At 37.7% G+C, this 18,776-nt stretch carries 13 protein-coding genes; 6 read left to right on the top strand and 7 right to left on the bottom strand.

Annotated elements, in window-relative coordinates:
* The first annotated feature begins 142 nt into the window (after positions 1-142).
* Positions 143-1,696 carry a hydroxymethylbilane synthase gene (gene hemC, locus IPM47_13555; GenBank protein ID QQS27895.1) on the top strand — a complete coding sequence of 518 codons (1,554 nt, stop codon included), beginning with the start codon at positions 143-145 and terminating at the stop codon, positions 1,694-1,696.
* Between the two features lie 32 nt (positions 1,697-1,728).
* Here hemC and IPM47_13550 read toward each other — a convergent pair whose 3' ends face one another.
* Positions 1,729-2,340: a hypothetical protein gene (locus IPM47_13550; protein ID QQS27894.1), complete on the bottom strand. Its 612-nt coding sequence runs from the start codon at positions 2,338-2,340 to the stop codon at positions 1,729-1,731.
* Between the two features lie 362 nt (positions 2,341-2,702).
* Here IPM47_13550 and IPM47_13545 point away from each other — a divergent pair, with 362 nt between their 5' ends.
* The gene (locus IPM47_13545) at positions 2,703-4,085 is read left to right on the top strand and encodes a hypothetical protein (GenBank protein ID QQS27893.1); all 1,383 of its coding nucleotides are present in this window, start codon (positions 2,703-2,705) and stop codon (positions 4,083-4,085) included.
* A gap of 16 nt (positions 4,086-4,101) precedes the next feature.
* Here the strand turns inward: IPM47_13545 and ilvA are convergent, their stop codons facing one another.
* From ilvA to IPM47_13530, 3 genes are all read right to left on the bottom strand, one after another.
* Complete coding sequence (ilvA, locus tag IPM47_13540; protein ID QQS27892.1) at positions 4,102-5,364, bottom strand: threonine ammonia-lyase IlvA; 1,263 nt, start codon at positions 5,362-5,364, stop codon at positions 4,102-4,104.
* Between the two features lie 245 nt (positions 5,365-5,609).
* Positions 5,610-6,263, bottom strand: coding sequence for a C39 family peptidase (locus tag IPM47_13535; protein QQS27891.1), 654 nt, complete (start codon positions 6,261-6,263; stop codon positions 5,610-5,612).
* A gap of 898 nt (positions 6,264-7,161) precedes the next feature.
* On the bottom strand, positions 7,162-9,231 hold the full coding sequence (locus tag IPM47_13530) for a T9SS type A sorting domain-containing protein (protein QQS27890.1): 2,070 nt from the start codon (positions 9,229-9,231) through the stop codon (positions 7,162-7,164).
* A gap of 321 nt (positions 9,232-9,552) precedes the next feature.
* Here IPM47_13530 and IPM47_13525 point away from each other — a divergent pair, with 321 nt between their 5' ends.
* The 4 genes from IPM47_13525 to IPM47_13510 all read left to right on the top strand — a co-directional run bounded on the left by IPM47_13525 (position 9,553) and on the right by IPM47_13510 (position 14,761).
* Positions 9,553-10,830, top strand: coding sequence for a tyrosine--tRNA ligase (locus tag IPM47_13525; protein ID QQS31475.1), 1,278 nt, complete (start codon positions 9,553-9,555; stop codon positions 10,828-10,830).
* A 130-nt stretch (positions 10,831-10,960) separates the two neighbouring features.
* A complete protein-coding gene (locus tag IPM47_13520; protein ID QQS27889.1) occupies positions 10,961-12,406 on the top strand; it encodes an aspartate aminotransferase family protein in 1,446 nt (481 codons plus the stop codon).
* Positions 12,407-12,457: 51 nt separating this feature from the next.
* The gene (locus IPM47_13515; protein ID QQS27888.1) at positions 12,458-14,065 is read left to right on the top strand and encodes a hypothetical protein; all 1,608 of its coding nucleotides are present in this window, start codon (positions 12,458-12,460) and stop codon (positions 14,063-14,065) included.
* A gap of 36 nt (positions 14,066-14,101) precedes the next feature.
* Complete coding sequence (locus tag IPM47_13510) at positions 14,102-14,761, top strand: YggS family pyridoxal phosphate-dependent enzyme (GenBank protein ID QQS27887.1); 660 nt, start codon at positions 14,102-14,104, stop codon at positions 14,759-14,761.
* A gap of 61 nt (positions 14,762-14,822) precedes the next feature.
* Here the strand turns inward: IPM47_13510 and IPM47_13505 are convergent, their stop codons facing one another.
* From IPM47_13505 to IPM47_13495, 3 genes are all read right to left on the bottom strand, one after another.
* A complete protein-coding gene (locus IPM47_13505; GenBank protein ID QQS27886.1) occupies positions 14,823-16,961 on the bottom strand; it encodes an enoyl-CoA hydratase/isomerase family protein in 2,139 nt (712 codons plus the stop codon).
* Between the two features lie 2 nt (positions 16,962-16,963).
* Positions 16,964-17,170 (bottom strand): exodeoxyribonuclease VII small subunit, encoded by a 207-nt coding sequence (locus tag IPM47_13500; protein ID QQS27885.1) that lies wholly within the window; start codon positions 17,168-17,170, stop codon positions 16,964-16,966.
* A 138-nt stretch (positions 17,171-17,308) separates the two neighbouring features.
* Positions 17,309-18,742 carry a Glu/Leu/Phe/Val dehydrogenase gene (locus tag IPM47_13495; protein ID QQS27884.1) on the bottom strand — a complete coding sequence of 478 codons (1,434 nt, stop codon included), beginning with the start codon at positions 18,740-18,742 and terminating at the stop codon, positions 17,309-17,311.
* Positions 18,743-18,776: the final 34 nt, after the last annotated feature.

Genomic DNA, 18,776 nt, shown 5'->3' with positions numbered 1-18,776 from the left:
CGTGCTTGTTTATTAATGAATTATACAAAGATAGTACAAATTAATCAGTTTGATGGAAACGGTTGATTTAACCTAACATATTGGTAAAACAAAAACATATTCTATGATCATCGGAAGTATTAAAAAACCTTACTTTTGAGACATGAAAAGCAAAATAATTATTGGAACAAGAGGGAGTGAGTTAGCACTATGGCAGGCACATTATGCTCAAAATCAGTTAATTAAAGCAGGCCTGGAAGTCGGCATCAAAGTTATTCATACCAAAGGAGACAACTTCCAAAATTTATCTTTTAACAAAATTGAAGGAAAAGGCTTTTTTACCAAAGAACTCGAACACGCTTTACTTAACGGTGAAATTGATATGGCGGTTCATTCTTTTAAAGATCTGCCAACTCAGTCAGAACCGGGTTTGTGCGTAGGTGCTTGTTCTTATCGGGAAAATCCATTTGATGTGTTAATCATTCATCCTGATGCTGTTGATATGTCGAAGCCATTAAATCTAAAAACAAATGCTACAGTAGGAACTTCTGCATCGAGGAGAAAAGCCCAATTGCATGCAATCAGGAAGGATTTGCAGTTGAAAGATATCAGAGGAAACGTTAAGACGCGATTAGAAAAAATAGGTAACGAAGTGGAAGCTGTTGTTTTAGCGGCAGCCGGATTGAACAGGTTAAATATTGACTTAAAAGGTTTTCACCGCGTTATTTTAACTCAAACATTATCAGTTCCTGCAGCTGCTCAGGGAGTATTGGCTTATCAAATCAGGGATAATGACCAGGAAATGAAGAAAGTTTTGAGACATTTACACCATCCTGATGTTGAAATGTTAGTCAATTTTGAAAGGTCGGTTTTAAATGCATTGGGTGGCGGATGTCAGCAACCGATTGGAGTTTATGCTACCCAAAACAACGAACAAGGTATGCAAATTTGGGCTTGTTTTGCTGAAAATGAATTCGATTTCCCAATTCGGGTCTTTTTTCAAAGTAAAACTTTAGACGGATTATCTGAACAGATAACAAACAGACTAAAGAGTTCTTCCAAAAAGTCAGTTTTTATTTCAAGACATTTAACTTCGGACAGCTTTTTTTTAAAAGCAATGAACCGACGCAATTATACAGTACATGCACAGTCTTTAATTTATTTAACTCCATTGCCTTTTTCTGAAATACCAATAGTTGATTGGATTTTTTTCAGCAGTCCAAATGCGGTAAAATTCTTTTTTGATCAAAATCCCGAAATTAACCCCAAAGTCCGTTTTGCAGCTATTGGTCGAACAACAGCACAAACTATCCGGCAATATCACCGGGTTTGCAGCTTTGAAGGGGAAGGGTCTGATATCACAGCAAGTGCACGACTGTTTGGAGATTTGAATAAAGGAAGTAAAGTTTTGTTTCCATGTGCGGAAAACAGCCTTGAAACTGTTCAAAAAGTTTTAGGTCAGTCAGTAACAGCTCACAATCTTGCAGTTTACCGGAACAAAGAACTGGAAGAGTTTGAATTACCTTCCTGTCAAATCCTGATTTTCACCAGCCCATTAAATGTTAAGTCTTACTCTAAAAAATATCTGTTTGAAAATGCCGAAAAAATCATTGCAATCGGCAAAACTACAGGAGCAGAGTTAGAAAAATTCGGATGTAAATCCTATGTTTTACCTTTCCTTCCGGATGAAATATCCCTTGCTGATGTGTGTTGGTAAAAAAGTAGTTCTAATTTTTAAATAGAAATAAACTATTCCTGATCGTTGGCAACACTTGTATCTAATTCAGGGCTTCCAAAATCTATCATTTCCCCTCCAAAATCGGCATCTTTAAATTTATCCAACAATTCTTTGCTCACTTTCTGTTTTCCGCAATCAACACAATCACTGCCTACAATTTCAGCACCTCCGGGTAATACGACCGCTGTGTTTTTGCACCGGTTACTTACTACAAATATAACGTCTTCGTCACTTGCGGCAAGACTAATCACCGCATATCCCATTGTATGTAAAGTATTGACTAACTCTTGTGGAAAAAACACTTCAGTTCCATTTACCAAACGACGGGCTATTAGTTTTACTTCTTTGTCTAAAGCATTTGTAGAACAAGACAACATACCCGGCATATCCATAAAAAATTTCTCCAGTTTCAAGGCATCAAGTTCCGTAAACTCGGTCAGGTTTTTAGCACCTGTAAGTTTTTTGAAACGATAGGTAGCTACCCTCACCTGAATAGGCGTGTCTTTTTGCAGATTTTTAACCTCTTCACTTTCAACGTAGCGCTTTGTGGGACTGTTTTGTGCTGTTAAAGCAGATGTAGAAGCAAGCACAAAAAAAGTTAAAAAAAGTATAGCTGTTTTCATTTTGATGGTATTATATGATGATTTGGAAGATGACAGATTCAAAAAAAACTAAGTTTAAAAACCGATTAATCTAACTCTCTTTTTACACTCAAAGCTTGCATTTTTATCTCTTTTTGAAAACAAAACACAAATTAGGATTTAACTTTTATATTGCCAACTATTTTACACAACTTATTTTTTTCTTGATGAAACCATAAAAAAATACTTTCAATTAAAATCTGCTTGTTTCATTTAGTGAACGGTAAAACAATCCGTTTTTACCCGGCTTTGTCAGTATATATGCGTTCAGGATTTGACAAATCTTCCGGCAAGTATAATGCCAGTTTACTTGTTATTTGATGAATGGTGTTTAATTTTACCCCATGAAAGACCCTGAAAAAAAGAAATCCGGACCTTATAGATATTTAAAGAGCTTGCTCTATTTATTGCTTTTGATTTCCATAATTTATGCAGGATTGCGTTTGTGGAATTCGGGCAATAACAATGAAGAGAAGCAATATCAGTTTTACCGCAAAATTGCAGATAGTCTTTATCAGCACAAATCCTATAAAGATGCTCTCAATTTTTACAGTTCAGCTTTAAGCTATCGCCCCGATGATCGTTATGCCTTAGAACAAATCAAGGCTGTTCAGATCAATATGGACATCACTTTTTTCAATACTTTCGGTGGTGCTCAAAAAGATGAAGGCATTGGCATTGCCTTGACTAATGATGGAGGATATCTGTTGGTTGGAAATACCGAATCATGGGGAAATGGCAACTCAAAGGGTTGGCTAATCAAAACGGATGCTCACGGACTTTTAGAAAGAAGACAAACTCTCGGAAACGGGGACGAAAACTTTTTACATGCTTTGACTCCTACTTTGGACGGCTATTTTGTAGCAGTAGGAACTTCTGAACTGAATGATAAAAACTATGTTTGGATGGTTAAAATCAATCAGGAAGGACGAAGTCTCTGGGAAAAAGAATGGGGGAGTGATTCAGTTTCTGTAAGCGGTTTGGCTATTGCCGAAAACAAAGACTCGACTTTTATTATTTCCGGTCATATTCAGGTTTCAGATACTTCGGCAACGGACGCATGGTTGGGACATTTTGATGATGAAGGCAATCTGATAGATAACTTCAAATATGGCAAACAAGGTGCAGATGCAGCCACGTCGGTTGTTTTTTTGAACGATTCGACATTTGCTTTTGCAGGATATACGCTGGAATTTCCCGAAACTCACACAGATGGCTGGTTAGTTTTATGCGATTTGCAGGGAAACATATTACATCAAACCAAAACCGGAGGGAAAAGCAATGATGTTTTTACTGCATTAACTAAACTAAATGATGGCAGAATGATTGCTGCAGGTCATTCTCAGTCTTATGGCAATGGAAGTTTAGATCTTTGGATGGTTCAGTTTGATGCCGAAGGAAAAGAACAATGGAATAAAGTAATTTCAGGAGAAGGGAATGACGGAGCAAAAAGCATTATAGCCATGCAGGACGGGAGTTTTGCCATTGCCGGTTATACCACATCTTTCGGGCATGGCGGAAAAGATATCTGGCTGCTAAAACTCCACAGGAACGGTGCTTTAGATTGGAAAAAAGAACTTGGAGACATTGAAGATGATCTGGCAAACATGTTGTTAATGGCTCCTGATGGTGGATTTGTACTATCCGGTTTTGTAACACAAAAGAACAATACAGAACTCTGTGTTATTAAAACTAATCCCGGCGGAGAATTATCGGAAACGAAGTAAGGAACTGATATGATACTCAAACCAAATAGTTGAACAGGTTGTAGTTATCATTGACTACAATATACTCATAGCCGCTTGCGTCCATTCGTTCAATTAAAGGAGGGTAATCTTCTTTTTGTTTCAATTCTATCCCTACTAAAGCAGGACCGCTGCTTCTATTGTGTTTTTTCGTATATTCAAAGTCCGTGATTTCGTCATCAGGACCCAATACTTTTACCAAAAATTCTCTAAATGCGCTTGCCCTTTGCGGGAATTTTATGATAAAATAATGTTTTAACCCCTCAAAAATTAACGAGCGGTCTTTGATTTCCGGCATCCGTTCAATATCATTGTTTCCACCGCTGACTATACAAACCACATTTTTTCCTTTAATCTCAGAACGGTAAAAATCAAGGGAGGCAATGGACAAAGCTCCTGCCGGTTCCACTACAATAGCGTCATCATTATACAAACTCAAAATAAAAGTACAGATTTTTCCTTCAGGTACTAAAACCAAATCATCCATCACGCTTTTGCAAATTTCAAGATTGATTTTTCCAACTCTCCTCACTGCAGCACCGTCCACAAAAGTATCTATACTGTCCAAAATTACTACCTGATCTTCTTCAATGGCTCTTTTCATGGCAGGTGCTCCCAAAGGCTCAGCTCCGATTATTTTAGTGTCGGGGTTAAGACGCTTGACATAACTGCCTACACCGGCAATTAGACCGCCTCCTCCTATAGGTACAAAGAGATAATCTATATGTCCCTTGAATTGTTTTAAAATTTCCACGCCTACAGTTCCCTGACCTTCTATAATTAATGGATGTTCAAAAGGAGGCACTAATACTTTGGAGTTTTGTTCGCTGTATGTAAGGGCTTCGGCATTAGCTGCATCAAAAGTATCTCCACATAACACCACTTCTACAAATTGTTTACCCAAGAGCTGAACCCTTTTGATTTTTTGTTGTGGCGTAGTAGTAGGCATATAAATTTTACCCTTAATTCCCAACAACTGACAACTGTAGGCAACTCCCTGTGCATGATTTCCGGCACTTGCGCAAACAATCCCCTTTTTTGCCTGCTTTTCGGGTAGTTGTGACATCAAATTATAGGCTCCCCTGATTTTATAGGAACGAACAACTTGTAAATCTTCCCTTTTAAGAAAAATATTGGCTTCATATTTTTCTGATAAGTTGCGGTTGAACTGAATCGGGGTTTCGGCAGAAATTCCGTTTAAACGATAACTTGCCCGGATAATATTTTCAACATGAATGGATGTTTCAACTGAATTTAGCATCTGTTGACAGGATGTTTGCTTTGGTTAGCCGATAGTGGGTAATTGTTAATCACCAATAACAAATAATCAAAGGTGAAGAGTATTGCCCGTTTTTTTATAAAATTTTATCTATTACAAAGATTTTTAGGCTAACAATTTACTTTCCAGAGTTTTTCATTTCTGTTACTCATTGCTCACAACTCATTTTTATTGTTAGTCTATCAGGTAATATTCGCTTTTAAGTGTAAAATTCAGTTCTTCTCTGTTTACTCGTTTCCAACCCAAACTTTAACCGCCATCATACAACGGTTTTGAAATTCATACCAGTTCCATTCCTGACGCGAAGGGTTTCCCGGCCACGGGTCTCTGAGCACCACTTTCTCCGGTATTATTCCGACGATGTTACCGAAATAATCGTATTGGTTATAATAAGTAATGGCAGTTAACACATAAGCATGTCCTGACCCGGTCATGGGGTCCATCAAACCGACAATCAGCGGCCATTTACCGGATAAAGCGTTTACCGTTTCTTCAACTGTGGTATATCCTCCGTAAGCATAAACGCTCGAATAATTTCCTTTTGAATTAGGTGCCCAACCGTTTAAAGCCTGAATAATCTGTTGTTCATTTGCAGGCAGGTTTATATATGGTGAGCCGTAAATTTTAGTAACAACATCCGCCTGATTGACATACAAACCGTGATAGTTAAGTATCATTTGAATACACGCCGCCCAACACCAGTTTGATTGAACCTGTGAGCCGGCATTGACTGATGTGGCTCGCATATATTCAAACTCATCTGTCGGAACTCCGCAGGTAAAATAACTCTGCCCGTGTTGAGTGCAGGATTGACCGAAAACGATGGTTGATAAATGAATAAAAAAACCAATCAAAAGTGTTTTGAAAAACTTAGATTTCATGTTCAGGGGTTTTTGATGGTTATATCCTGATTTTCATTTTCTTCTGTAATTAAAACTCTGATGTTTACTTTTTAATTTTATGCCTGCGCTTTATTCAGGCATTTTTGGAACTGAAACATAAGATTGCAAATGTACTAAAACTTGTTTATCTAATTCAAATTACAGGATCCTTAGTTTTGCGTTTGATTTCCGGTTAAATGGCTCAAAAATTAGTCGGATGTGAAAAAATGGGGCAACTGCACTAAAAAAGGGGAGTTGAGTTGACCTCTTCAGACAAAGAAGATTGTGCTTAATTTCCATATTTTTTCCATATAATCAGGCATTTTTTAATATTGTTTTGAGGCAGATTAATATTGTTTATAGGCAAATTAATATTGATTTGCGACAGATTAATATTATTTAGATCCAGATTAATATTGTTTTGCGACAGACTAATATTGTTTTGAGGCAGATTAATATTATTTAGAGCCAGATTAATATTGTTTAGAGCCAGATTAATATTGTTTTGCGACAGACTAATATTGTTTTGCGCCAGATTAATATTGTTTTTCGACTAATCAATATTGTTTTGAGGCAGATTAATACTTTTTTACGAAAGAATAATATTGTTTTACGGCAGATTAATATTTTTTTGCGGCACTAAAAAAATAGGGGAGGATTAAAATTTATCATGAAAAGCCTGTATAAAAATCAACTTTGACTCATTAATATATAGCGGGATGTTTAATACAAAAATAATATTTTAGCAATCAAAAGGGGGGGTATTCAGATAGATTTTAGAATACAGTTCAATAAAAAAACCACCCTTAAGAATTATAAGGGTGGCTGAAAAAAACATTCTTTACCAAAATAGAAAAAAAAAGAAAACAACTACCTTCTACTCATTCTGAATAAGGATTTATCTGGAGATGACAAACTTCAAATTGGTATTTTTCAGACCGTTAGTCAATTGAAGCAAATACATTCCTGATGGAAGAAAGTCAACAGGTAAAACCAATTGCTGATTACCGGATGAAGCCTCCAGATTTTTAGAATAAAAAAGTTTGCCGTTCAAATCAAAAATATTCATGGCTATAGGCCGGGGTTCGGTTACCCGATAAGAAACTTGTAAAAGGGTAGGGGAAAGCATGGAAACATGTGCTTCAATAGGCTGGTGAATAGTTTCAATGGAAGTGCCGAGAAGTGCTTCATCAAAAATCTCATAGCTTAATACAATAAAACAGCCTGTCTGAGTATTCGTTACAGTTACTGTATATATTCCGGCAGTTAAATTTTGAACTGAATTGCTATTTAACAACGCATTATGCGACCAGGAGTATTGCATTGCTTCTTCGGGGTAAAAACTAAGTTCAATACTGCCATAAGTGGAATTGGTACTGTTTGCATTTGAAATGCTTGCAGGTTCAGTTGAATAGATATCAAACTCATAATCGTAAATGTAAAACGTTTGTATATCCATACATCCGTTGATATCAGTTACTGTTACCGAATAATTTCCTGCCGAAAGATTGATGGCTACAGGCGTATTTAGACCCGGATCATGAGACCATTGATAAGTAGCGTTTTGAATAGGAACCAAGGCCAATTCGCCATTGCCTTGCCCGCAATATTCTTGTTGGTAACCGGCTAAATCTATCAGATAAGTGTTTTCGTTAGAAAGATTGGTGGTTAGTACAGTTTCGCAGCCAAACTCATTGGTTACTGTAACATTATAGCTTCCGGCAGAAAGATAAACCGCCATGTCATCGGTCAAAAACGGGTCATGCGACCATTCAAACAAACATCCTTCAGGAACAAAAGGCAGTTCAATAATACCATTCAATCCTCCGCAAACAGGTTGAGTAACATTTGCATAAACGTAGGTCGCTTCATGTTCGGTTTGAATATTAAATTCTGTAAAGGTTTTACAACCATAAGCATCGGTTACTTCTGCTATGTATTGCGGGGCTTGCAATTCATACATGATTCCACCAAAATAAATACCGCTTAAACCATAAATGGCAGGCTCTGTACCTATCACAAAACCCGACTGATCGTACCATCGAACTGAATAAGGAGGATTTCCACCGGTTATATTCAAAGCAATATTTCCGTCTTTGCTGTTGGTGCAGGTTTCGTTTTGAACATTTGCTTCCATACTGAGCGACCCTGTATTGCCCAATCCAATCAAATCATATACAACAGGATACATGCCGGCATTGGTTACAACTACCGATTTATACAAACCGGAGGGCATATTAGTCAGGTCTTCCGTTTGTGCAACAAGACCTACTGTGGAGCCATTGAGCTGGTACCATTTGTGGGCAAAGCCGGTTACAGGAAGTTGGGTAAAATTGTCTATCACACTTATATTTATACTTCCATTGGCAGAGCCGCAAGCAGCAGGCATTGCAGTATGTTCTATCCTTACAGGAGGAGAATATGCCGGTTGAATCCATTTAAGTTCATTCACCTCAAATCCCATTAAATCAGCCCATTCTGCGATTTCCGGATAAGGCATATCTTCTAAATAGGCATAGTTCATTTCATTGGCAATTCGACAGGCAACATTTTCAAATCCTGTTTCGCGGATTAAATGCCCCACCGCACAAGCTGTATTAAAGTCATCAATAAAATAAGGGATTGTAAAGTTATGTCTTGTGTTTTTAGGAAAAACCCCGGCTTGTTGATATTCATGCAGAATATCCAGACAATTCAGCCTGTTTTTTAATTGTTCTGCCGATAGATTGTTGGGGCGGTTTTGCCGTAAATATTTTTCGACCTCAGTGAGGTGAAAAGATATCAGTGCTTCATGGTTGGTGAATGTTGTTTTTTCGTACAACAAAGAATTTGAAATAGGATGTTGGTTCCAGTATTTGTTCATCTCACATAACTGTTGAAAAACAGTAGGAGAAGCGATTGCCTGAGTAATCTGTAAAAGGCAGATCAAAAACAAAGTGATGATGGAATAATGGTAAGAATTTTTCATGTTCATATTGTTTGAAAAGTTAAGAAACAAGGGGTGTAATTATTTAGGCAAACGAATAAATTAAATCGCCGGTTGTCTGCTTGCTCAAATTTAGTGAATAGTAGTTGATATTTTAGCAACTCTAAGACATTTAACAGCAACTATCCTGTATAGATAATATAGCCAAAATTAACTCAGAGTATTTTAGTTGCCTTTTATATTCTTAAAGCATGTTCTGACATTGAGCATTTGAACTCCCTTATTCATCGCATTTCACAAAGATACTTTTCGCCAATTTGCTCTATCTTTGCAAAACATAGAAAGCAAAAACAAAGCAACATGATGACTTTTTTAGAAGAGCTTACCTGGCGGGGAATGGTACACAACTTAACACCGGGATTAGATGAGTTGATGCAAAAAGAACAAATCACCGCATATTGGGGCATAGACCCTACTGCCCCTTCGCTGACAGTAGGCAATCTGGCAGCAATGATGATGTTGGTTTTTTTACAACGATGCGGGCATAAACCCATCGCACTGGTTGGTGGAGCAACAGGAATGGTTGGCGATCCATCGGGAAAATCAGAAGAAAGGCAGTTGAAGTCAATCGAAGAATTACAAAAAAATATTGACCGTCAAAAAAAACAGTTGTCAAGACTTCTCGATTTCTCCGACTCTAAAAACGGGGCTATTTTATTGAACAATTACGACTGGTTCAAAGATATGCCCGTTTTGAGTTTTCTGCGCGATATAGGTAAACATCTGACTGTCAATTATATGCAAGACAAAGACAGTGTTAAAACCCGTATGGAAACCGGAATTTCTTTTACTGAATTTTCCTACCAACTCATTCAGGGTTATGATTATGCCCATCTGTACAAACATTATAACTGTAAACTTCAAATGGGAGGGTCTGACCAATGGGGGAACATTACCGCCGGTATAGAACTGACCCGCAGGATGTTCAGGGGAGAAGTTTTTGCCGTAACCTGTCCTTTACTTACAAAATCAGACGGCACTAAGTTTGGTAAATCTGAACAAGGTAATATCTGGCTCGATGCAGAACTTACCTCTCCCTACCAGTTTTATCAGTTTTGGCTCAATGCTTCTGATGAAGATGCCAAAAAGTTTATCCGCATTTTTACCTTTTTAGGCGAACAAGAAGTTACAGATTTGGAAAAAGAACATGAAGCAGCTCCACATTTAAGAATTTTGCAAAAAAGACTTGCAGCCGAAGTTACGACTATGATTCATGGTTCAGAAGAGTTAAACAAAGCATTAGAAGCCTCAAAACTGCTGTTTGGAGACGGAACTAAAGAATTATTGCAGTCCTTAACCGAGAAGCACTTATTAGAAATTTTTTCAGGAGTTCCGCAATCTCAAATTTCAGCTAATGCCCTGTTAACCGGCATAGATCTGATTGAATTTCTTTCAACATCAACTGGAATATATCCTTCAAAATCAGAAGCCAGAAAAAGTGTCGCTGCCAATGCGGTCAGTATCAATAAGCAAAAAATTACACAAACCGATTACCTTGTTACAACTTCCGATTTGCTTAACAAATCTTATATTTTAATTCAAAAAGGAAAACGCAATTATCATTTAGTAGAAGTGGTTTGAGGTTAAATCCCAAAAAGGGCTGTTGTTTAAGGGTTAACTTCGGATTTTATCAAAAAAGTTTTTCTTTTCTTTTAAGTCTATGGGCTTTTTAAAGTAACTAATCTAAAGTCGTCTTTCAATTAAATCAATCATGAAAAAGAAGTTTACTCCTTTTCCAAAAAACGGAATGGATAAAGAAGCACTGCTCAACAAATTGAGATCTCTGAAAAGTCAGGACGCAAGATGGAAAATGGGTCGGGCATTTGCACATATTTACAATCCGGGAACAGATATTGCAGAGATAGTAAGAGAAGCCTATAATTTGTTTTACTACGAAAATGCGTTGAACCCTTATGCTTTTCCGAGTTTGAAAACAATGGAAAATGAGGTCATCAGTATGGCTGCCGATTTACTCGGAGCACCTGAGACTGCCACGGGAACCATTAACAGTGGGGGTACGGAAAGTATTTTTCTGGCGATGCAGTCTGCCCGGGAATGGGCCAAAGAGCATCATCCCGTAACACAAACTCCCGAAATATTAATTCCGGTTTCAGCACATCCTGCTTTTCAAAAAGCCTGCCACTATCTGAACTTAAAGCCTGTTTTTATACCTGTCGGCACAGATTACAGAGTAGATTTGTCAGAGGCATGGAAAGCTATTTCTCCAAATACCATTGCCATCATAGGCTCTGCCCCTTCATTTCCTCATGGAGTGATTGACAATATCACTAAAATGGCCCGTCTGGCTTTAGAAAACAATTTATGGCTGCATGTTGATGCCTGTGTCGGTGGCTTTATCCTTCCTTTTGCCCGAAAATTAGGTCATGTTTTACCCGATTTTGACTTTTCGATAGATGGGGTTTGCTCTCTTTCAGCAGATTTGCATAAATATGGTTATGCCGCAAAAGGTGCATCAATTTTGCTTTACAAAAATGCAGAATTGCGTAAACATCAGATTTTTACAACCACACAATGGCCGGGTGGAGTTTATGCTACGATAGGTTTTAGCGGCACCCGCCCCGGAGGAACTATCGCTTCTGCCTACGCCGCTTTTAATGGAATTGGGGAGTCAGGCTATTTAAAACTAACCGAAAAAGCCTTACAAACAATAAGAAGGTTAAGAAAAGGAATTGAAGACATAGCCGGGTTGGAGTTAGTAGCTCCTCCTGATATTACCCTAATGGCAATCACCTCTTCCAAGTATGATATTTATGCGGTTGCAGATGAGCTGACCGAAAAAGGCTGGTTTATAAACCGGCAATATCATCCGCCATCAATCCATTTGACAGTCAGTCCTGTTCATGCTGACATTATAGAAGAATTTTTACTCGACTTAAAAGCAGCAGCCGAAAGTGCACAAAAATTAAGCATCAACAGATTGTCCAATTCTGTTCAACTGATGGTGGTAAAAGGTCTGAAAAAATTATTGCCAACAAATGCTTTTAATAAAATCCAATCTTTGGCAACGAATAAAGCAAATACAGATTCACAAAACTCAGCCTTAGTTTATGGTGTATTGGAGGAAATTGCTGGAAATGAAAATCTTGACAATATGATTGTAGATGCCATTGATGAACTCTACACCAATAGTGAATAATTTCTGGCACTTTTTAATAGTTACTACCTATACAGGTCGAATCAGGTCTATATGAAAACTTTTCAATTTTTAGTCTGTTTGATGTCGGCATATATTTTACCCTCCTCAATTGCCGCACAATCAGTTTATGAAGCTCAATTTGGTAATCCTCAGGTAAATTGTGCTAATTCACAGTTTTGTGTAACCTTGCAATTGAAAGCACAAACCGGTCAACCTGAGTTTGCCATTGGATCTCACACCCTGTTTTTTAATTACAACAGAAACTTGATTAACAATCCGGTATATCAGACTATCCATTTCAACCACCTCGATTCCTGTGCTTTAGGAGGTGTCTTTGCACCTTATTTTACACCCAGTTATTCTTACGACCCTACAACAGGAGAGTTCAACCTCACAACAAATATGATTTTACCCAATGCAGGATGTCCGGTGATAACTGATTCAGAATGGGTGGATGTCGGTACCGTATGTTTTGAAATTATTAATACAGATTTAACCACACAACTCAGTTTTAATGCCACATTGACATTGTTGAACCTGAATGATAACACTCCTCAACATATTCAAGGCTCGTTGTTTGAGTTAGATACTTTAATCAATTGTCCGGTTGTTACAGATTCCGATGGAGACGGACTAACCGATGAAGAAGAATTACTCCTTGGCACCGAAGTTTTAATTCCTGATACAGACGGAGACGGATTGCTTGATGGTGAAGAAGTTACTGTTTACGGTACAAATGCCTTAAATCCCGACTCAGACGACGACAATTTAACAGATGGTGAAGAAATCTCTGAAACCGGAACAAATCCTTTACAATCAGATTCGGATTTAGATGGATTAAGTGATGGTGAAGAAGTCCTGACTTTCGGGACAAACCCCTTAAATGCCGATTCGGATTCTGATGATTTAACCGATGGAGATGAGGTGAATTTATTCGGAACGAATCCTTTGTTAGCCGATACGGATACAGACGGTTTAAGTGATGGCGCAGAAGTACTAATACACAGTACCAACCCCTTGAACGAAGACACAGACAGCGATAATTTATCAGACTTTGATGAGATATTTGTTTACAATTCTAACCCGTTAATTGCAGACACAGACAATGATGGTTTGAATGATGGGGATGAGGTTGCGATTCATACCACCAATCCTTTAAATCAGGACACAGATGGAGATGGTTTAACTGATGGAGATGAGGTAAATGTTTACGGTACAAATCCGTTAATAGCAGATACTGATAATGATGGTTTAAATGACGGAGAAGAAGTAACGATTCATACCACCAATCCATTAAATGAAGATACTGACGGAGATGGATTATCTGATGGGGATGAAGTCAATATTCACAGCACAGACCCGTTGGTTTTCAACTTTTACCCGGGAATTAGTGCTGCTGATTCTAAAATGGCAACAATCAGTGTTTTCCCCAATCCGGTTTACACCCAGTTAAACATATTGATACCGGATGAGTTTATAGGTAAAACAATTGAACTGACCATACTTTTTATGGATGGAAAAATAGCGGCAAAAGAAACTAAACAAGCCATGAATACTTTAATCCAACTATCATTACAATTACTTCCTAAAGGAAATTATGTGTTACAAGCCTCCTTTAACGATGCGAAGTTTGGAGTAGCAAAATTCACGAAACAATAAGCCTGAAGTAAACATCCAAACCGACTTCTAAAGAATATGTTCAATATTTCAGTGTTAAATAAAATAAAAGAAGAACTGTCAGCATACAAAGCCGAATTGGTTGCTGTAACAAAAAACCATACCGCAAATGATATCATGTCCTTATACCTTTCCGGTCAAAAGGTTTTTGGAGAAAACAGAGTGCAGGAATTATTAACCAAATACGAACAACTTCCACAGGATATTGAATGGCATTTCATAGGTCATTTACAAAGCAATAAGGTAAAATTTATAGCCCCTTTTATTTCCCTGATTCATTCTGTTGACAGTGAAAAACTATTATCGGTAATTGATAAAGAAGCTTTGAAAAACAATCGGATAATTGATTGTTTGTTACAGGTTCATATTGCCCTTGAAGAAACCAAGTTCGGATTTTCATTAGATGAAGTTCTTGAGTTTCTGCATTTTTTCAACGCCCAAAAATATCCCGGAGTGAACATAAGAGGACTAATGGGAATGGCTACCTTGACTTCAGATATAGACCGGATTAAAAAAGAGTTTGACACGTTAGCTTTGTTGTTTAAGCAAATTCAAATGGAAACACAGCAAAAAAACTCTGGTTTCAACATTTTATCCATGGGAATGTCGTCGGATTACAAACAAGCGCTTCAGGCAGGCAGCAATATGGTACGAATTGGCAGCTTGTTGTTTGGATAAGATGGGTAAATTAAATGAATCCACAAGAAATGATGGGCACTGTTTCCCGATTATGAAATTATTAGCCGGGAAAAAATTTCACCCCGGTTTTAGCATAGTCGTATAATATATTTGCAGGCAAAAACCGGTTTCCAAAACGCTGTGAAAGATTCTCTAATCTTATCACGGCATTTTCACAGCCAATCGAATCTAAATAATGAAATGGCCCTCCGGTGAAGGCAGGATATCCCAAACCCAAAACAGCACCTAAATCGCCATCAACAGGAGAATGAATGATGCCTTCTTCCAAACATCTCGCTGCTTCATTAGTCATCATCATCATCAATCGCTGTCTGATATGTTTGTCCTTAAACCAGAAAGAAGATTTGTTTAATTTTAGGATTCGATTGACTGCTTCATCAGGTTGAGTGCTTGTTTTTTCACCGGTTTTTGAATGATAGCGATAAAACCCTTTCCGGTTTTTGCGACCTTTAAATCCTGCATTTAAAAGTAAGGTGGGCAGTGAACTTGGAGTATAAGCTCCAGCCCCTTTAGTTTGGGCTAAAAACCGGTATAGATGCCCTTCTAAAACGGCATTTAGAGAATCTATCCCTATTTCGTCAATCAAAGTAAACGGACCAACAGGAAATCCGAGCTGACGGGAACATTCATCAATTTGCCAGATTTCTGCCCCATCCTCCAATAAACACAAAGCTTCGTTCAGGTAAGTTGTAATAATTCGGGTAGTGTAAAATCCCGGTGAATCTTTAACGACAATACAAGTTTTACCTTGTTTTATTCCTAAATCAATAGCGACATTCACAACCCAATCTGCTGTCTGAGGAGTCACTATAATTTCAAGTAAGGACATTTTGGGAACCGGTGAAAAAAAGTGCATTCCAATGACCTGTTCCGGGCGTTTACTTTGTTTTGCAATTAGATGGATGGGTATAGCGGAAGTATTACTTGCATAAATGCAATTTTCCTGAATTTGGGATTCGGTAAAAGCCAATAGTTTTTGCTTTAATTCTAAATCTTCATAAACAGCTTCTATAACTATCTGCGCCTTATTGAAATCGGTAAAATCACTTTGTGCTTGCAATCTGTTCATCACTTTCCAACGGGATATGCTTCTAAGCGTTCTTTTTTTAACTTTAGCAGTCAGGGATGCCCAAACTGATTGCATTGCCAAAGCACATTTTTCAGGGTAAATGTCTGTCAGTATTACATTGAACCCATTCATAACGCTTACTTCTGCTATTCCACCGCCCATAAAACCCGATCCTACAACAGCAATGGTTTTTACCGGATTGTTTATAGAAGTTTCTAATCTTTTTTTCTTTTCAAGCACTGATTTCTGAAGCCAAATTAAATTTTTGGTTACAGGATGAACCACCAACTCATCATATTTAGCAATTTCGGCTGCATATCCCATTGCTTCGCCAAAGCGGCAACCAATTTCAATACATTCAAGAATTTTAAAAGGAGCAGGGTAGTTGCTATATGTTGTTTGCTGAATTTTATATCGAACACGATCAAAAACCTTGCTTCGGATATAACGGTTTAGATTGATTAGTTTGTCAAAAGATGGAGGCGATTTTGTTTTTTTCCACTTTTGAGTGCTCATCTTTCTGGCTTGCATGACAGCAGCATTCATTAACTGAACTGGGTGAATCAATCTGTTTACCAAACCGATACGAACAGCTTTGTAAGCATGTATATTTTTACCATTCAACATCATATCCAATGCCGCCCTAATGCCAATGAGTTTAGGCAATCTTTGAGTTGCACCACCTCCGGGCAATAAACCCATTTTTATATCGGGCATTGCAAATACTGTATTTAAAGAGTTGGTAGCAATGCGATAATGGCAGGCTAATGCAATTTCTAAACCGGCACCTTTAGCAGCTCCATGAATAGCTGCAACAACCGGTTTCCTGCTTTTTTCAATTCTCATCAATAACTTCTGTGCCTGCCGGCAAACATGTTCTGCAGTACCCGGTTCATTCAGGTTATACAATAAGGTAAAATCTACACCTTTTGAAAAATCCTTTTGGGAACTGCCAATAACAACAGCTTTTACGGAGAGATTATGATCTATTTCATCCAACAATTGGTTAAACTCCTTTAGCATTTGTTGAAGGTTATCACTATATCTCGCTCTTTGATTGAGTAGAATTATTGCAACCTCGTTCTCAAAGGATATGCTAAGATGGTTCATTATCAATTCAGATTATCTAACAGTCTGTTGATTTCTTCTTCCGTACTTCTCAGTTTTTGCCTGCAAAATATCAAAATATCAGATGCTGATCTCACCTTTACTACCAATTCGTCAATGCCCTCAACTTCATCTTCAATTTTCATCAATATCTCTTCCAACATTGTAATTGCTTTGTCATAAGACTCATAAGAAAATTCTGTTTCACTCATAAAATGTCAAAATTTTAGTTAAAAATTTGAAAACAAGATAAGGATGAATTGGATATTAAAAAAGCCACCCTGCAAAACGCAATGATGGCTTTTTTGAGTTACATTCAAATTGCAATTAGTATGTTAACTTGCTTTTTTTTAAGGGAATATACCCAATTCGAGATATGCAGTTGCCACTTTTTCAATAGCAATATAAAAAGCAGCAGTACGTAAATCTTCAATTTTCTTGTTTTTTCTCCATGCTTCACGAATTGGCAAATAAGCTCCAATCATTGTATCTTCTAAACCTGAATGTACTAAATCTACTTCACCGGCACCTCGAATAAGTTTGTCTCTTTCGTCAGAGTGAACTTTTTTGTTTGTCAACCCTTCCATCATACTTAACATATTAGAATATGAAGATTCGTGGAATCTTTTATCCATTCTGCCAAATCTTACGTGAGACAAGTTTTTTAACCATTCAAAATAGGATACCGTAACACCACCTGCATTGAGATATACATCCGGCAAAATCATAATGCCTTTTTTTAACAAAACCGCTTCAGCATCAGGTGTGATAGGTCCGTTAGCAGCTTCGGCAATAATTTTGGCTTTGATTTTAGAGGCATTACCTGCGTGTATAACCCTTTCTAAAGCAGCAGGGATTAAAATATCACATTCTAATTCTAAAGCATCTGAGGTTTTTTCTAAATTAACAGCTCCGGGGTAATTGGTAATTTTTCCGGTTTCTTCACGATGTCTCATTACATCATCCAGGTCAAAACCTTTACCTGTAGGATCGTAGATGGCACCTTCATATTCTGCCAAGCCAATCAATTTTGCACCATTTTGCCTGAAAAAGTTTGCAGAATGATAACCCACATTACCCAATCCCTGAACAACCACTGTTTTTCCTTCAATACCGGTAGATAACTTAAGCGTTTTCATGTCTTCTTTAATGCTCATAGCTTCACGAGTCCCAAAATAAACACCTAAACCTGTTGCTTCAGTTCTGCCCCGAACTCCGCCCTGACTAATAGGTTTGCCGGTAACACAACCATAACTGTCAATTTCTCCGGCTTTAAATGTTTGATAGGTATCTAATATCCAGGCCATTTCACGAGCACCGGTTCCATAATCGGGTGCCGGAACATCAATAGCAGGACCAATAAAGTTTTTACGGATTAACTCTGTTGTGTAACGTCGGGTAATACGTTGAAGCTGAGAAACAGAAAACTGACGAGGATTGATTTTGATACCCCCTTTTGCACCGCCAAAAGGAACATCTACAATTGCACATTTATAAGTCATTAAAGAAGCTAAAGCCATTACTTCATCCTGATCAACGGCATCGCTGTAACGAATACCTCCCTTACAAGGTAAACGGTGGTGGCTGTGTTGAACGCGATAGGCTTCAATAACCTGATAATTGTTGCCGACTTTGACCGGAAACCTCATTTGATAGACGCTGTTACATACTTTTATTTGATTAAGCAGACCTTCATGGTACTTGGTTACTGCTGCTGCTTTATCAAAGTAGTATTCCACACTTTGGTAAAACGAAAGACTATCGGCATGGTGTTTTGCTGCCATAAAATTCTGGTTTTTATTTTAGAATTTGAACAAG

It is taken from the genome of Sphingobacteriales bacterium, assembly GCA_016700115.1.
In the GTDB taxonomy this organism is placed as follows: domain Bacteria; phylum Bacteroidota; class Bacteroidia; order Chitinophagales; family UBA2359; genus UBA2359.
Note: the sequence above shows the minus strand (reverse complement) of the source record. Positions and strands in the feature narration are given on the sequence as shown.

Excerpts from the sequence above, each read along its gene's own strand:
- IPM47_13545 (QQS27893.1), top strand. The coding sequence starts at position 2,703 with ATGAAAGACCCTGAAAAAAAGAAATCCGGACCTTATAGATATTTAAAG.
- hemC (QQS27895.1), top strand. The coding sequence starts at position 143 with ATGAAAAGCAAAATAATTATTGGAACAAGAGGGAGTGAGTTAGCACTA.
- IPM47_13530 (QQS27890.1), bottom strand. The coding sequence starts at position 9,231 with ATGAAAAATTCTTACCATTATTCCATCATCACTTTGTTTTTGATCTGC.
- IPM47_13525 (QQS31475.1), top strand. The coding sequence starts at position 9,553 with ATGACTTTTTTAGAAGAGCTTACCTGGCGGGGAATGGTACACAACTTA.
- IPM47_13520 (QQS27889.1), top strand. The coding sequence starts at position 10,961 with ATGAAAAAGAAGTTTACTCCTTTTCCAAAAAACGGAATGGATAAAGAA.
- IPM47_13515 (QQS27888.1), top strand. The coding sequence starts at position 12,458 with ATGAAAACTTTTCAATTTTTAGTCTGTTTGATGTCGGCATATATTTTA.
- IPM47_13495 (QQS27884.1), bottom strand. The coding sequence starts at position 18,742 with ATGGCAGCAAAACACCATGCCGATAGTCTTTCGTTTTACCAAAGTGTG.
- IPM47_13510 (QQS27887.1), top strand. The coding sequence starts at position 14,102 with ATGTTCAATATTTCAGTGTTAAATAAAATAAAAGAAGAACTGTCAGCA.
- ilvA (QQS27892.1), bottom strand. The coding sequence starts at position 5,364 with ATGCTAAATTCAGTTGAAACATCCATTCATGTTGAAAATATTATCCGG.
- IPM47_13500 (QQS27885.1), bottom strand. The coding sequence starts at position 17,170 with ATGAGTGAAACAGAATTTTCTTATGAGTCTTATGACAAAGCAATTACA.
- IPM47_13550 (QQS27894.1), bottom strand. The coding sequence starts at position 2,340 with ATGAAAACAGCTATACTTTTTTTAACTTTTTTTGTGCTTGCTTCTACA.
- IPM47_13505 (QQS27886.1), bottom strand. The coding sequence starts at position 16,961 with ATGAACCATCTTAGCATATCCTTTGAGAACGAGGTTGCAATAATTCTA.
- IPM47_13535 (QQS27891.1), bottom strand. The coding sequence starts at position 6,263 with ATGAAATCTAAGTTTTTCAAAACACTTTTGATTGGTTTTTTTATTCAT.